Annotated in this window: 9 protein-coding genes; 8 read left to right on the top strand and 1 reads right to left on the bottom strand. The window is 63.0% G+C overall.

Features of this window, described 5'->3' with window-relative positions; genetic code table 11:
• The first annotated feature begins 260 nt into the window (after nucleotides 1–260).
• Together Lysil_RS03300 and Lysil_RS03295 are read left to right on the top strand one after the other, a co-directional pair.
• The gene (locus Lysil_RS03300; RefSeq protein WP_103074128.1) at nucleotides 261–3,656 is read left to right on the top strand and encodes a TIM-barrel domain-containing protein; all 3,396 of its coding nucleotides are present in this window, start codon (nucleotides 261–263) and stop codon (nucleotides 3,654–3,656) included.
• A gap of 200 nt (nucleotides 3,657–3,856) precedes the next feature.
• Nucleotides 3,857–6,766, top strand: a complete 2,910-nt coding sequence (locus tag Lysil_RS03295; RefSeq protein WP_103074955.1) for a TonB-dependent receptor domain-containing protein — start codon at nucleotides 3,857–3,859, stop codon at nucleotides 6,764–6,766.
• Between the two features lie 64 nt (nucleotides 6,767–6,830).
• Here the strand turns inward: Lysil_RS03295 and glmS are convergent, their stop codons facing one another.
• Nucleotides 6,831–8,663, bottom strand: a complete 1,833-nt coding sequence (glmS, locus tag Lysil_RS03290; RefSeq protein ID WP_103074127.1) for a glutamine--fructose-6-phosphate transaminase (isomerizing) — start codon at nucleotides 8,661–8,663, stop codon at nucleotides 6,831–6,833.
• Between the two features lie 175 nt (nucleotides 8,664–8,838).
• Between glmS and Lysil_RS03285 the strand changes: the two genes are divergently transcribed.
• Genes Lysil_RS03285 through Lysil_RS03260 form a run of 6 tightly spaced genes read left to right on the top strand, consistent with a single transcriptional unit; the run spans nucleotide 8,839 to nucleotide 15,966 of the window.
• Complete coding sequence (locus tag Lysil_RS03285; RefSeq protein WP_103074126.1) at nucleotides 8,839–10,113, top strand: efflux RND transporter periplasmic adaptor subunit; 1,275 nt, start codon at nucleotides 8,839–8,841, stop codon at nucleotides 10,111–10,113.
• 41 nt (nucleotides 10,114–10,154) lie between these two features.
• Nucleotides 10,155–10,871 (top strand): ABC transporter ATP-binding protein, encoded by a 717-nt coding sequence (locus Lysil_RS03280; RefSeq protein ID WP_103074125.1) that lies wholly within the window; start codon nucleotides 10,155–10,157, stop codon nucleotides 10,869–10,871.
• Nucleotides 10,872–10,876: 5 nt separating this feature from the next.
• The gene (locus tag Lysil_RS03275) at nucleotides 10,877–12,172 is read left to right on the top strand and encodes an ABC transporter permease (protein WP_103074124.1); all 1,296 of its coding nucleotides are present in this window, start codon (nucleotides 10,877–10,879) and stop codon (nucleotides 12,170–12,172) included.
• Between the two features lie 15 nt (nucleotides 12,173–12,187).
• Entirely contained in the window at nucleotides 12,188–13,411 is a 1,224-nt protein-coding gene (locus Lysil_RS03270) for an ABC transporter permease (RefSeq protein WP_103074123.1), read from the top strand.
• Between the two features lie 19 nt (nucleotides 13,412–13,430).
• Complete coding sequence (locus Lysil_RS03265) at nucleotides 13,431–14,741, top strand: ABC transporter permease (protein ID WP_103074122.1); 1,311 nt, start codon at nucleotides 13,431–13,433, stop codon at nucleotides 14,739–14,741.
• A gap of 7 nt (nucleotides 14,742–14,748) precedes the next feature.
• The gene (locus tag Lysil_RS03260) at nucleotides 14,749–15,966 is read left to right on the top strand and encodes an ABC transporter permease (protein WP_103074121.1); all 1,218 of its coding nucleotides are present in this window, start codon (nucleotides 14,749–14,751) and stop codon (nucleotides 15,964–15,966) included.
• The last annotated feature ends 22 nt before the right edge of the window (nucleotides 15,967–15,988 follow it).

Genomic DNA, 15,988 nt, shown 5'->3' with positions numbered 1-15,988 from the left:
GGGACGGGACCACGATGGCCATTTTCTTTCGAAATGTCAAATATCGAAAATAAATGAAAAGTTTCGAATTGCCGCCAAATGATCCATGCGCCGTATACGCACTCGCAATGGCTTGATGGCCTCTGCCCTAATCCTGAATGCGGTAATTCGAAATAAAGTGGCGCTGCGATCTTTCGTTTTCCCCATTAATCTTGCAATTTAGTTTCATTTTGATTGACATTCGGAAAATCCCTGCCCTAGAGTCAAGCGATTGCTTTCACATGCCGCAAACAAACGCGGCACTCCGGGGGTCGAAGTTGTCGAATCGCTTACCACGTAGAAACGGATTGGTTGTCGCATTGGCGGCCTCATTGCTGGCACTGACGGGATCGGCCTGTGCCGCCTCCGTGGGCGACCTCCGCACCATCGCGCCGGTCGCCACCAATGACGCGACCGCCCCGGCCTGGGAGATCACCACCGCCAGTGGAAGCCGCCTGCGCATCGACGTCCTGCGCGCCGACACGATCCGCGTCCAGGCCGGGCGCAACGGCGTGCTGACCCCTTCGGGCGACAAGGCCACCCCGATCGTCGTGCTGTCGCAACCTGCGTCCAAGGTCAACGCGACGCTGGAACAGGACGCCAGTGAAATCCGCATCCGCACCGATGCGCTGGTCCTGCATGTGCAACGCCAGCCGCTGCGCTTGTCGCTTGAACGCATCGATGGCGGCAAGACCGTCCCGCTGTGGCATGAATTGCAACCGCTCGACCTCGCCAAGGAACAAAGCGTGCAGACGCTGTCCAGCGACGCCGGCGAACATTTCTTCGGTGGCGGCCAGCAGAACGGCCGCTTCGAATTCAAGGGCCGCGAACTGCCGATCTCGTATTCCGGCGGCTGGGAGGAAGGCGATCGCCCGAGTCCGGCACCGATGCTGTTGAGCTCGCATGGCTGGGGCATGTTGCGCAACACTTGGAGCGACGGCACCTACGATCTGCGCCAAGCCGAATCGTCCACGCTGCTGCATCGCGAGGATCGCTTCGATGCCTACTACTTCGTCGGCGCGACGCTGCATGATCTGCTCGATCGTTACACCGCCCTGACCGGACGCGCGAAGATGCTGCCGCGCTGGGCGCTGTCCTACGGCGACGCCGATTGCTACAACGACGGCGACAACAAGAAGAAGCCGGGCACCGTGCCGCAAGGCTGGAGCGACGGCCCGACCGGCACCACGCCCGACGTGATCGACAGCGTGGCGAAGAAGTATCGCGACAACGACATGCCGGGCGGCTGGATCCTGCCCAACGACGGCTACGGTTGCGGCTATACCGATTTGCAGAAGACAGTGCAGGGCTTGGCGAAATACGGCTTCCGCACCGGCCTGTGGACCGAAAACGGCGTCGCCAAGATCGCGTGGGAAGTCGGCACCGCCGGCACCCGCGTGCAGAAACTCGACGTGGCATGGACCGGCAAGGGCTATCAGTTCGCGATGGACGCGAACCATTCCGCTTACGACGGCATCTTGAACAATTCCGATTCGCGCCCGTTCCTGTGGACGGTGATGGGTTGGGCCGGCATCCAGCGTTACGCGGTGGCGTGGACCGGCGACCAGAGCGGCAGTTGGGACTACATCCGTTGGCACATCCCGACGCTGATCGGATCGGGGCTTTCCGGCTACGCGTATGCCACCGGCGATGTCGATGGCATCTTCGGCGGCAGTCCGGAAACCTACACGCGCGACCTGCAATGGAAGAGTTTCACGCCGGTGCTGATGGGCATGTCGGGCTGGTCGGCGAACGAACGCAAGCATCCGTGGGCGTTCGACGAACCGTATCGCAGCATCAACCGCGATTACCTGAAGTTGAAGATGCGCCTGACGCCGTACATGTATGGCTTGACGCGCGAGGCGGAAACCTCCGGCACGCCGATCGTGCGCGGACTGATGTGGGACAACCCGCAGGATCCGCAGGCGCTCACCGAAGCGCACAAATACCAATTCCTGCTCGGCCGCGATTTGCTGGTGGCGCCGGTGTATCGCAGCCAGGCCGCGAGCCGCGGCTGGCGTCGCGACATCCATCTGCCGACTGGCCGCTGGTTCGATTACTGGGATGGTCGCCAGGTGACCGCCGGTGCGCAGGGCGTGCAGATCGATCGCCAGGTCGAACTGAAGACGCTGCCGCTGTTCGTGCGTGCCGGCGCGATCCTGCCGATGTATCCGGAAATGCTGTTCGACGGCGAGAAGCCGCTCGACGAAGTGACGTTCGACCTGTATCCGCAGGGTGAATCGCAGTACGTGCTGTACGAGGATGACGGCAACACGCGTCGTTACCAGCAGGGTGAATCGAGCGAACAGACGATCACCATGCACGCGCCCACCGATGGCAGCGGCGAAGTGCGCGTGCGCATCGACGGGGTGAAGGGTCAGTACGCCGGACAGTTGTCGCAGCGTCGCTACGCCTTGCGCATGCTCAGTCGCCAGCGTCCGAACGCGGTGCAGCTCGATGGCCGCACGCTGCCCTATCTCCCCGATCAAAAAGCCTTGGCGGCCGCGAATGAAGGCTGGACCTTCGATGCCAGCGCACGTCATGGCACGGTGCTGGTGCGGATGCCGGCGAGCGATATCCGCGGCACGCACGAGGTGCGTTTCGACATTGCCGTTGCGCCCGCACCCGCCGACGATGTCTTCCCCAATGCCCCCGCACTCGGCCGTGCATTGCCCGCCGACAGTCTGGTGGTGGTGAACCGCCCCGCCGAAGAACCCGGGCACAAGCTCGAAAACGCCTTCGACGACGATCCCGGTACCTGGTTCCGCACCGTGCGCAACCAGGCGATCCACACTGGCGCACACGAATGGACGATCGGCTTCGGCGAACGCAAGTTGATCGACGGCATCGAATTGGCGCCGCGCAACGACAAGAACTGGAAGGCCGGCCAGATCCGCGATTACGAAATCTACATGGCCGACAGCAACGGCGAATGGGGTGAACCGATCGCACGCGGCCAGCTGAAACTGCTGCAGGGCATGCAAAAGATCGAGTTCGCGCCACATGCCGGCCGCTTGCTGCGCTTCCGCGTGCTGAGCGTGCAGGACCCCGAGCGCGACAGCGCCAACAACAACGATCCGATGGTGCTGGCCGCGCAAGGTGGTTCCGCACGCGCCGTCGATGCACTGCAACCGCGCGATGTCGGTCCGATCACGCTGTCGACGTTCCATATCCTCGAACATCAGGCCGCCGATCGTCCCGAACAACAGCGTTACCTCTCCGAACTGGCGTTGCCGCCGGCATTGGCGAAGAGCGTGGCGCGCGACCATGCCTTTGGCGGAAAGTCGCCGCTGGTGATGAACGGCCTGCGCTTCCAGCACGGGCTCGGTGTCGGCGCGAGCAGCCGCATCGACTTCGCGCTGGATGGCAACTGGCAGATGCTGCGCGCCGATCTTGGTGTCGACGACAGTTGCCGCGATGCCGGCAGCCTGCGCTTCCAGGTGTGGAGCGGCGATCGCCTGCTTTACGACAGCGGCGTGGTGAAGGCACCCGGCGTGGTCAAGCCGGAACTCGACATCCGCGGCCTCAACCGGATCAGCCTGCGTACGCTCGGCGCGCAATCACCGAAGGTCTGCGGCAACTGGGCGAATGCCGTGCTGATCGGGCAACAAGGCGACAAGGCCAGCGTGTCGCCGTGACTCCCGCTTCGAACATCCCACTTCCCCCTGTCGCATCGGCATTGCCAGAGCGACGCCTTCTGTCAAACGAGAAATCAGTGATGTCCAGATCGGATAAAAAACGCATCGCCCTGACCAGCCTGTCCATTGCCTTGGCCACCGTTCTGGCCGCCGGTCCACTCGCCGCACAGGAGGTGCCGCAAGATCAGGGCAAGAACGACATGCAAGACCAGATCAAGAAAGACGACAAGAAAGATGAAAAGAAGGACGAAAAGAAGACCAACGACCTTGGCCGCATCGAAGTCACTGGTTCCAACATCCGCCGCACCGACACCGAAACCGCGTCGCCGGTGCAGATCATCAGCAAGAAGGAAATCGAGAACATGGGCGCCCGCACCCTGTTGCAGGTGCTGGACAACCTCCCGGCCGCGCGGCCGGCGCAGCAGGATTTCAAGTCGCTCTTCACTGGCTCGGACGGCGCGTCACAGGCCAACCTTCGTGGCCTCGGTGCGCAGGGCACACTGGTGCTGCTGAACGGTCGTCGCCTGTCGTACTACGGCGCGCCGGCGGGCTTCCAGACCCAGTTCGTCAACATCGATGCGATTCCCGCCGCGGCGATCGAACGCATGGAAGTGCTGACCGACGGCGCCTCTGCGGTGTACGGCACCGACGCGGTGGCCGGCGTGATCAACGTGATCACCAAGCGCGAGTACCGGGGTCTGGAAGTCAGCGCGACCACCGACAAATCGTCGCGCATCGGCACCTACGGCGAACACCAGGCCAGCATCACCGGCGGCTTCGGCGACCTCGACAAGGACCGCTACAACGTCTATGCCTCGTTGAACCTGTACCGCCGCGACGCGATTCCGTTGAGCGACTGGTACGACAAGAAGCCGAAGCAGTACTACATCAACAATCTGAACTACATCAAGAATTTCCGCCTCGATACCGGCAGTGCACCCGGCGCGTTCAACCCCGGCAGCTACTTCGCGTTCGATCCCGTCACCGGCAAGCGCAAGCAGGAAGCCGCGCCAGGGTGCAACAACGTCATCACCGAAGCCGCTGGCACGCGCTGCGTCTGGCAGACCTGGCTCAACAACGAGATCGACGCCGGCGCCAAATCGGACCGCGCCACCGCCTATGTCAGTGCGCATTTCCTGATCGGCGAGAACACCGAGGCTTTCGCCGAAGCGACCTATACCGATATCGACCTGCGTGCCAACGGCGGCACGCCGCGTGCATACGGCACCACCACCGGCAATCCGACCAGCTGGTTCTCGCGCAACACCGGCAACAACGTCAACCAGTTCTTCTATCCCTACCTTGGCCCCAACAACGAATACAACAAGGCGAGTCCGCAGTTGAAGGCACTGATGGGCGGCGTGGTCGGCCTGCAATACCTGATGCAGGACGTCGGCGACCACTACTACGGCCAGCGCAACACCGACAAGAGCTATCGCGTGCTGGGCGGACTGCGCGGCAACATCGGCGACTGGAACTGGGAAACCGCGTTCGCCAGCGCAGGTTCGCATTCGGTCACCTACCAGACCGTCAACGTCGACCTCGATGGCTTCGAGAAGGCATTCGGCCCGTATACCATCGACCCGGGCACGGGTCGCGTGATCATTTCCGATCACCCGGCATACAAGTTCGGCGAAAACAGCGCAGCCAATGCCGCACTCCTGCGCGCGGCCTATCCGACCTTCGACATCCAGTCGTGGACCCGCCTGAGCACCCTCGACGGCAAGATCGAAGGTCCGTTGTTCAAACTGCCGGCCGGCGAAGTGCGCGCGGCATTCGGTTTCAATGCCAGTTACGAAAGCTTCTACACCCCCGGCAACACGGATGCAGCCAACGGCCGGATCACCCAGCAGGGCGGTTCGTGGTTCGATGGCAAGCGCAACACCTATGCGCTATTCGCCGAGACGGTTGTTCCGATTACCAAGAAATTGGAAGTCGACGCGGCGGTGCGCCTGGACAAGTATCCGAACTTCAGCACCAATATCGCGCCGAAGATCGGCGTGAAATACCAAGCCCTGCCGGAACTGCTGTTGCGCGGCACCTACTCCGAAGGTTTCCGTGCGCCCAACCTCGCCGAGTCCGGCACCGGTGGCGTGTATGCACAGCTCGGCGGCTATCGCGACGAGACCCGTTGCAGCGAAACCAATGCGATCGCGAACCTGCTGCTGAAATCCAATCGCTCAGGCGACGTGGACCTCGGCAATACGATGCTGAATTCCGATTGCGGCCGCACCGTGGCACGCATGACCCAACCCAACCAGCAACTGAAACCGGAGAAGGCGAAGATCGGCACGCTGGGCTTCGTGATCGAGCCAGCCAAGTGGCTGTCGATCTCGGCCGACTACTGGTTCGTCTACCGTCGCAATGAAATCGTCGCGCCGGATTTCACCAAGCCGGAAGACATCATCGCGCGGACGCGTTTCCCGATCACCGACGCCGACCGCGCCAACCTGGCCCAGCTGGCCGACATGTGCGCCAACGCGGCAACCAGCGGCGTGACCTGCCCGGGCACGTTGCCGACCTACAGCGTGGGCAACGTCGCCAGCGTCATCGGCCAGTACAAGAACCGCGGCCGCACCCTGGTTGACGGTTTCGACATCGATGCGCGCAGCCGCTTCTCGCTGGGCGATTACGGCAAGTTGAACATCGGTTTGGCTGCGACCATCGCCCGCCGCAACCAGGCTTGGTACGGCGAAGACACCGGTTGGGCGTACGGCAACTACATCGGCTATTACGGCAACCCGAGGATGCGTGCGACCTTGAACGCCGACTGGACCTATCGCCAATTCACTACCAGTCTCTTCTTCAACTACGTCGGCAAGACCAAGTGGGCCTGGGATCATTTCGATGAGGCCGACAACAATCCGGACACTTGCACCGCAAGCGGCGTCGCAGTATCTCCCGGCCAGTGCAAGGGCGTGCCAGCCTGGTGGACGGCCAACCTGAGCCTGAATTGGCAGCCGAACAAGCACGTGCATGTCGGCTTCACGGTGAAGAACCTGTTCAATCGCCTGCCGTTCTACGACCCGAACAGTTTCCTCGGCGATGCCAGCGATTACACCAGCAACTACGGTCGCGTCTTCAGCGTCAACGTGGGCTACAAATTCTGACCGACGACATCTTGATTGCCCAACGAAAAACCGCCGCTTTCGCGGCGGTTTTTCTTTGCGAGACTTATTCGACAGTCACGCTCTTCGCGAGATTGCGCGGCTTGTCGACATCCGTTCCGCGCGCCAATGCGGCGTGATAAGCAAGCAACTGCACCGGGATGGTCTGCACCACCGGCGCCAGCATTCCGGCATGGCGCGGCGTGCGGATCACGTGGACGCCCTCGGACTCGGAGAAATTGGTGTCGGCATCGGCGAACACGAACATCTCGCCACCGCGTGCGCGCACTTCCTGGATGTTGGATTTCACCTTCTCCAGCAAGGCGTCGTTGGTGGCGATCACCACCACCGGCATGTCCTTGTCGACCAGCGCCAGCGGTCCGTGCTTGAGTTCGCCGGCCGGATAGGCTTCGGCGTGGATGTACGAAATTTCCTTGAGTTTTAGCGCGCCTTCCAGCGCGATCGGGTAGAACACGCCGCGGCCAAGGAACAGGGCGTGTTCCTTCGGCGCGAAGCGTTCCGCCCACACCGCGATCTGCGGTTCGAGGTTGAGCGCAAACTGCACATTGCCCGGCAGATGGCGCAATTCTTCGATCAATGCCTGTTCGCGCGCGGCATCGAGGCGACCGTTCTGCTTCGCCAGTGCCGCGGCAAGGATGAACAACGCGACCAGCTGGGTGGTGAACGCCTTGGTCGAGGCGACGCCGATCTCGGCACCGGCACGGGTGTAGAACACCAGCTTGCTGGCACGCGGAATCGCGCTTTCCGGCACGTTGCAGATCGACAGCGTGCGGAGCATGCCATGTTGCTTGGCGTACTTCAGCGCTTCCATGGTGTCGAGCGTTTCACCCGACTGCGAAATCGTCACCACCAACTGCCTGGGGTTGGCAACGATGTCCCGGTAGCGGTATTCGCTGGCGATATCGACCGCACAGGGAATGCCGGCCAGCGCTTCGATCCAGTAACGCGCGACCATGCCGGCGTAAAAACTGGTGCCGCAAGCGAGGATCTGCACCGAATCGACACCCTTGAACACTTCGGCCGCGTCGTCGCCGAACAATCTCAGGTCGAAGCCGCCGGCGTCGATCACACCCTCCACCGTGTCGGCCAGCGCGCGCGGCTGCTCATGGATTTCCTTCTGCATGAAGTGGCGATACGGGCCGAGTTCGAGCGAGGCCAGCGACACGTCGGAGACGTGGATGTCGCGCTGCACTTCCTGATCGTGATGGTCGAACACGCGCACGCCATCGCAGCGCAATTCGGCGGTGTCGCCCTCCTCGAGGAAGATCACCCGGCGCGTCGCCTGGATGATGGCGGAGACATCGGAGGCGACGAAGTTCTCGCCATCGCCCAAGCCCACCAGCAACGGGCAGCCCATGCGCGCGGCGACCATGACATCCGGGCTGCGGCGATCGATCACCGCGATCGCGTAGGCGCCTTCGAGTTCCTTGACCGCCTTCTGCACTGCCTGCAACAGCGATGCGCCGCCCACCAGATAGTGATGGATCAGGTGCGCGATGACTTCGGTATCGGTCTGCGAGGTGAATTCGTAACCGAGCCCGCGCAGGCGTTCGCGCTGCGCTTCGTGGTTCTCGATGATGCCGTTGTGCACCAGCGCGAGATCGCCGTGGCTGACCATCGGGTGCGCATTGAGTTCAGTCACGCCGCCGTGGGTGGCCCAGCGCGTGTGGCCGATGCCAAGTGGCGCATTGAACGATTCGGCGATCGCTGCCTGTTCCATCTCCATGACGCGACCGGTACGGCGCACGCGGCGCACGTTGTCGCGTTCGACCACGGCGATGCCGGACGAATCGTAGCCGCGGTATTCCAGCCGCTTCAACCCTTCGACCAGCACCGGCACCACGTCACGGTTGGCGATCGCACCGACGATTCCACACATGGGAGTCCACATCCTTCTGGAAAGTGCACATTCTAGCGGGCAGCGGCGACTGTCCGGCGGACGTCCGCACGGCTGGACGGACATCGTAAAGGCGGCACTCAGCCAATCGGATCAATGGCTTGGCGTTGGCACGCGCCTTGCGTATGAGGAAGGGAGCTCCCTCACCCATAGCGCCATGGCCATTCGCGACACATCTGCCCAGGACACCCGCCTCGATTCCGGCCGTCCCTCGCCCGCGCGCCGCAAGCGGATCCTCGCGATCACCGCAGCCGCGATCGCCCTGATTGCATTGATCGGCTGGGTGGGAATGCGCTGGCTCTCCGGTGGTCGCTCGGTGGACGCCTCGCGCGTGCGCATCGCCGTGGTCAAGCGCGGCGACCTGGTGCGCGACATCGCCGCCGACGGCCGGGTGATCGCATCGAACAGCCCGAGCCTCTACGCGATCGCTGGCGGCACGGTGAACCTGCACGTGGTCGCGGGCAACGCGGTGAAGGAAGGCGACCTGCTCGCCGACATCGACAGTCCGGAGCTGCGTTCGAAACTGGCGCAGGAGGAATCGACGCTGGCGAGCATGGAAGCCGACGCCGGCCGCGCCACGCTCGACGCGCAACTGGCGCGATCGAATGCGCAGAAATCGCTGGACCAAGCGCAGATCGACCACACCACCGCGACGCGCGACCTGCAGCGTTATCAGCGCGGCTACGAGGGCGGCGCGATTCCGCAGGTGACGCTGGCCACCGCGCAGGACACGATGAAGAAAGCGGAACTCGGGCTGTCGAGCGCGCAGCGCAATTACAAATTGCAGGGTGCCAGCTCGGTGCTCGATGCGCGCAACAAGCATCTGCTCGCCGATCGCCAGCGCGCGGTGGCGACGGAATTGCGCCGCCAGGTCGAAGCCTTGAAGATCCGCGCGCCCTTCGATGGCCAGGTCGGCCAGGTCTTCGTGCAGCCGCGTTCCAACCTGCTGGCGAATGCGCCGGTGCTGAGCGTGGTCGACCTGTCGCGCTTCGACGTCGAGATCAAGGTGCCGGAGAGTTTCGCGCGCGACCTTGCCATCGGCATGCCGGCGCAACTCAGCGGCAACAACAAGACCTATCCGGCCAACGTCATCGCGGTCTCGCCGGAAGTCGTCAACGGCGAGGTGAGCGCACGCTTGCGCTTCGCCGACGGTCAGCAACCGCCCGGCCTGCGGCAGAGCCAACGCCTGTCTGCGCGCATCCTGCTCGATACCCGTCGCAACGTGCTGATGGCCGAACGCGGCCCGGCCCTCGACCAATCGAGCACGCAAGCCTGGTTGATGGATGGCTCGATCGCGTCGCGCCATCCGGTCAAGGTTGGTGCCGCCAGCATCGACGCCATCGAAATCGTCTCCGGCCTGCAGGAGGGCGACAAGGTCGTCATCTCCGGTGCCGAGGACTTCGGCAACAACGAACACATCCGAATTCACTGATTCACATCCGACTGACCCCACATCCAAACGAGGAATTCGCCATGCTCGACATGAAGCAGATCACCAAGGTCTACCGCACCGAAGTCGTGGAGACGCACGCCTTGCGCGCCTTCGACCTGCACGTCGGCGATGGCGAATTCGTCGCCGTCACCGGACCGTCGGGATCGGGCAAGACCACCTTCCTCAACATCGCCGGTCTGCTGGAAAACTTCACCGGCGGCGATTATTTCCTCGACGGCGAGAACGTCAAGGGCCTCTCGGACGATGCCCGCAGCAAGTTGCGCAATCGCAAGATCGGCTTCATCTTCCAGAGCTTCAATCTGATTCCCGATCTCAACCTGTTCGACAATGTCGATGTGCCGCTGCGCTATCGCGGCATGGCGGCGGCGGAGCGCCGCGAACGCATCGAAAAAGCCTTGGCGGACGTCGGCCTGGCCTCGCGCATGAAGCACTATCCGGCCGAACTCTCTGGTGGCCAGCAGCAACGCGCCGCGATTGCCCGTGCACTGGCCGGTAGCCCGAAGCTGCTGCTGGCGGACGAACCCACTGGCAACCTCGATTCGCAGATGGCGCGCAGCGTGATGGAATTGCTGGAGGAGATCAACGCCGCCGGCACCACCATCGTCATGGTGACGCACGATCCGGAACTCGCCGCGCGCGCGCAGCGCAACGTGCACATCGTCGATGGCATCGCCACCGACATCCGCCACGAGTCGCCATTGCGCAAGGCTGCTGCAACCGTCGCCAGCGGAGCCTGACGGCCATGCTCGGCTACTACTTCAGCCTGGCCTGGCGCAGCCTGCGCCAGAACCGCGCGCTCACCGTGTTGATGGTGTTGACGCTCGCGGTCGGCATCGGCGCGACCATGACCACCCTCACCGTGTTCAAGACGTTGTCGCGTGACCCGATTCCGCAGAAAAGCGATCGTCTGTTCCGCGTGCAGCTCGATATGTACCCGGCCGACGTCAAGAACAGCGACAAGGAGCCGCCGTATGACATCAGTCGCTTCGACGCCGAAACGCTGCTGGCGCAACGCCACGCCAAGGCGCAGGTCGTTACCGTCGGCGGCAGTGCTCCTCTCGAAATCGACAACCAGACGCCATTCTCGGCACGGATGCGCTTCACCAGCGCCGATTTCTTCCCGATGTTCCTGGTACCGATCCGTTATGGCCACGGCTGGAACGCCAACGATGACGCATCGCGCGCGCGAGTGGCGGTGCTGTCGGATGAACTCAACCAGAAGATCTTCGGTGGCGCCAACAGCGTCGGCAAGACCATTCGCATCCAGAGCACGCCATTCACCGTGGTCGGCGTCGCCGGGCATTGGCGTCCGGATCCACGCTATTACGACATCAATACGCAGCGCTATGGCAACGGCGAGGAAGTCTATTTGCCGTTCAGCACCTCGCGCGATCTCTCGCTCGGCATGGACGGCAACATGGATTGCTTCAAGGCGAGCAACGACGACAACACCTCCCTCAATGCGCCCTGCGTTTGGTTGCAATACTGGGTGGAGCTGGAGTCGCCGACGCAGGCGAATGATTTCAGGGCCTACCTGTCCCGCTATTCCGAACAACAGCGCGCCGCAGGCCGCTACAGCCGGCCGCCGAACGCGCGCCTGCGCAGCGTCACCGACTGGCTGGACTATCGCAAGATCGTGCCGTCGGATGCGCATCTGCAACTATGGCTGGCGCTCGGCTTCCTGGTGGTCTGCCTGGTCAACGTCGTCGGCTTGTTGATGGCGAAGTTCCTGCGCAAACAGGGCGAGATCGGCGTGCGTCGCGCGCTCGGTGCAACCCGCCGCGACATCTTCATCCAGTTCCTGATGGAAGCGGGCGTGGTCGGGTTGGTTGGCAGCGTCGGCGGCCTGTTGCTGTCGCTGCTCGGTTTGTGGGCGGTGCGCCACCAGCCGACGGACTACGCGGAGATCGTCCATCTCGACCCGGCGATGCTCGCGCTCACCATCGTGCTCGGCGTCATCGCGACATTGCTGGCGGGATTGCTGCCGGCCTTCCGCGCGATGCGCATCGCGCCCGCCATCCAGCTCAAGACGCAATAAGCGCGAGGCCACGCCATGAACCAGATCCGACCGATCCTCTCGACGCTGACCCGCCACAAGTCGGCCGTTTTCATCCTGGTGCTGGAGGTGGCGTTGACCTGCGCCATCCTCTGCAATGCCATCAACCTGGTGCGCCTGCGCATTGATTCGATCAATTCACCGCTCGGCATCGACGAATCCGTCCTGTCTTCCTTGCAGGTGTCCGGCATCGGCAGCGATGCCAACGCGCTGGCCCTGAGCCGTACCGACAAGGAAACGATCCGCGCGATCCCCGGCGTCGAATCGGTGGCGCTGATCAACCAGACGCCGTTGCAGAACGGCTCGTGGAACAGCGACTTCTCGAAGTCGCTCGATCGCGGCGTGAACGGCGAGAATGCCACGCTGTACATGGGCGATGACGACATGATGCGCACGCTCGGCACGCACATCATCCGCGGCCGCAACTTCAATCCCGAGGAATACTTCGACGTCCCGGATCGCGCCGCCCTTTCCGCAGCGATGCCACGTGCGCTCATCATCACCGAGGCGTACGCCAAGCGCATGTTCCCGGATTCGGATGCGCTCGGGAAAACCCTGTACCTCGACACCACGCCGATGTCGATCGTCGGCATCGTCGACCGCCTGCAGCGGCCGGGTCGTGATTCCAGCCTGGAAAGCACGCAGTATTCCGTGCTGACACCGTTCAGGATGCCGTTCACCATGGTGCCGTACATCATCCGCACCAAGCCGGGCGTGAACCGTGGCGAAGTCCTGAAGGCTGCCGTCGCCGCCATGCAGAAGAACGACGCCCATCGCATCATCGGCGAACAGAAAACCTTCGAGGAATTGCGCAACCGCTATTACGCTCAACCGAAGGCGATGATCTGGCTGCTGTCGAGCGTGACCTTCGTGTTGCTGATGGTGACGGCATTCGGCATCGTCGGCCTCGCCAGTTTCTGGGTGCAGCAACGCACCAAGCAGATCGGCGTGCGTCGCGCGCTCGGCGCCACCCGCGGCGACATCCTGCGCTATTTCCAGACCGAGAACTTCCTGATCGTGACCGGCGGCGTGATCCTCGGCATGACGCTGGCCTTCGGCATCAACCAGTTGCTGATGGCGAAATACGATCTGCCGCGCCTGCCCTGGCCCTACCTGCCGATCGGCGCTGTGGTGTTGTGGCTGCTCGGACAACTGGCGGTGCTGTGGCCGGCCTTGCGCGCGGCATCGATCTCGCCAGCGATCGCCACCCGCAGCGTGTAGGCACCGGGAGGACGCGCACATGCTCGCCTACTACTTCAAGCTCGCCATTCGCAGCTTCAAGCGCAACCGCATCCTCACCGCGCTGATGGTGCTGGCGATCGCGCTGGGCATCGGCGCGACGATGACGACGCTGACCGTCTATCACGTACTGTCCGGCGATCCGATTCCGCAGAAGAGCGGCAAGCTGTTCTATCCGCGGCTGGACCCACGCCCACTGCCGAAAAACAAGGCCGACGATTCGGACCCCGAACCTCCCGAACAGATGACGCGTTACGACGCCGAAGCCTTGCTGCACGAGCACCGCGGCGATCGCCAGGCGATGATGACTTCGGGCGTACCAGTGGTCGAACATCCGCGGACGCATCGCAAACTGGTCCCACAGGGGCGCTATACCTCGGCGGACTTCTTCCCGATGTTTGATGCACCGTTCCGTTTTGGTGGCCCGTGGGGGGCGGTCGATGATGTGGCAAAAGCGCAAGTGGTGGTGCTCTCCGACGCCTTCAACAACAAGTATTTCGGTGGCGAGAACAGCGTCGGCCGCGAGCTTGCGATAGGCGATGCGCCGTTCCGCGTCATCGGCGTGCTCAAGCCATGGGCGCTGCAACCGAAATTCTTCGACATGACCTCCGACCGCTACGGCGACATGGAGGATCTCTATCTGCCGATTTCGACCGCACTCGATCGCAAGCTGGACACCCAGGGCAGCATGAATTGCTGGGATGATTTCGGTGCAGATGATTCGAGAGGGCTCAACGTGCCCTGCGGCTGGCTGCAGTACTGGGTGGAACTGGATTCGCCGCAGAAAGTCGCGGCCTATCGCGAATATCTCGACAACTATTCGCGCGTGCAGAAGCAGTCCGGACGCTACCAGCGCGCACCGAATACCCGCCTGCACGGCGTGATGGAATGGCTGGAGGTGCGCAAGGCCGTGCCGTCGGATGTGCGCCTGCAAATGTGGCTGGCGTTCGGTTTCCTGGCGGTCTGCCTGCTCAACACCATCGGCCTGCTGCTGGCCAAATTCCTGCGCCGTTCCGGCGAATACGGCGTGCGACGCGCGTTGGGCGCATCGCGTCGCGCCATCTTCCTGCAATGCCTGGTGGAAGCCTCCATCGTCGGTTTCGTCGGCGGCGTCATCGGCGTATTACTGGCGGCGTTCGGAACCTGGCTGGTGCGCCAGCAACCCGACAGTTATGCACAACTCGTGCGCCTCGACCTGCCGATGCTGCTGCTGGCGTTCGTGCTGGCATTCGCTGCCAGCCTGCTGTCCGGCGCGTTGCCGGCATGGCGCGCCTCGCGCGTCGCACCAGCCATCCAACTCAAGAGCCAGTGAGTCGCGCATGAACATTGCACCCGTTTTCAAGGCACTGCGCCGGCACAAGACCGCGGTCATCCTGATCATCCTGCAAATCGCGGTGTGCTGCGCGATCCTGTGCAACTCCATCTACGTGATCAAGGCGCGCGTCGATCGCATGACGCGTCTGAGTGGCGTGGCGGAAAGCGAACTGGTTGCCCTGCAGACGGCGAATCTTGGTGATGCCTACCGCGGCCCTGGCGCCGATGCCGCGATCCAGCGCGATCTCGCCCTGCTGCGCGGCCTGCCCGGCGTGTCCGCGACCACCATGGCCGGCCAGTTTCCCTACGGCAGCAGTTCGTGGGGCACCTCTATCGGCCTGAAACCCGAAGATGATGCGCACAAATTCGAAGTCAGCATGAGCATGGCCGGCCCCGGGTTCGCCGACACCCTGGGACTGAAACTCCAGCAGGGTCGCTGGTTCAACAACGAGGAGTATGCCGACCAGGCCAAGGGCATGATGAGCCAGATAGATTACCCCGTCGGCATCATCACGCGCAGCCTCGCCAACCGGCTGTTTCCCGCTGGTGATGCGCTCGGGAAATCCGTCTATTTGGATAAGTCGCCCACGCGCATCGTCGGCATCATCGATGACCTGATGCGACCCGATGGATTTCAGGACAGCGTGCACAGTTACGACAGCATCCTGTTGCCGGTCAAACCTCGCTACGGATCCTATCTGCTTCGTGTCCCGTCGCTGGATCGCGGCCGCACGTTGGCTGCAGCCGAAACCGTGCTGCTGAAGGCCGACCCGGATCGCATCATCGTCGGCAAGGAAACGCTCGAGGAGATGCGCCACCAGCGCTATGGCCGTGACCGCTCGGTGGTCTGGCTGCTGGTCATCGTCAGTCTCTGCATGCTTGCGATCAGTACCTGCGGCATCGGCGGATTGGTGAGCTTCTGGGTACAGCAACGCACCAAGCAGATCGGCGTGCGGCGCGCACTCGGCGCCACCCGCGGCGATATCCTGCGCCATTTCCAGATCGAGAACTTCCTCATCGTCAGCGGCGGCATCGTGCTTGGCATGCTGCTGGCGTTCGGCATGAACCAGCTGCTGATGGCGAAATACGAACTGCCGCGCCTGCCGTGGCCCTACCTGCCGATTGGCGCGGTAGTGCTGTGGTTGCTCGGACAGCTCGCGATACTTGGGCCGGCGTTGCGTGGCGCTTCCATCTCGCCTGCGATCGCCACCCGCAGCGCGTGACGACGACCGACTAGAATCACGA

It is taken from the genome of Solilutibacter silvestris (genome assembly GCF_002895945.1).
GTDB classification, from domain to species: domain Bacteria; phylum Pseudomonadota; class Gammaproteobacteria; order Xanthomonadales; family Xanthomonadaceae; genus Solilutibacter; species Solilutibacter silvestris.
This window is presented reverse-complemented; position numbering and strand designations above follow the sequence as displayed.

Coding starts and splice junctions, on each gene's coding strand:
- Lysil_RS03300 (WP_103074128.1), top strand. CDS start 261: ATGCCGCAAACAAACGCGGCACTCCGGGGGTCGAAGTTGTCGAATCGC.
- Lysil_RS03295 (WP_103074955.1), top strand. CDS start 3,857: ATGCAAGACCAGATCAAGAAAGACGACAAGAAAGATGAAAAGAAGGAC.
- glmS (WP_103074127.1), bottom strand. CDS start 8,663: ATGTGTGGAATCGTCGGTGCGATCGCCAACCGTGACGTGGTGCCGGTG.
- Lysil_RS03285 (WP_103074126.1), top strand. CDS start 8,839: ATGGCCATTCGCGACACATCTGCCCAGGACACCCGCCTCGATTCCGGC.
- Lysil_RS03280 (WP_103074125.1), top strand. CDS start 10,155: ATGCTCGACATGAAGCAGATCACCAAGGTCTACCGCACCGAAGTCGTG.
- Lysil_RS03275 (WP_103074124.1), top strand. CDS start 10,877: ATGCTCGGCTACTACTTCAGCCTGGCCTGGCGCAGCCTGCGCCAGAAC.
- Lysil_RS03270 (WP_103074123.1), top strand. CDS start 12,188: ATGAACCAGATCCGACCGATCCTCTCGACGCTGACCCGCCACAAGTCG.
- Lysil_RS03265 (WP_103074122.1), top strand. CDS start 13,431: ATGCTCGCCTACTACTTCAAGCTCGCCATTCGCAGCTTCAAGCGCAAC.
- Lysil_RS03260 (WP_103074121.1), top strand. CDS start 14,749: ATGAACATTGCACCCGTTTTCAAGGCACTGCGCCGGCACAAGACCGCG.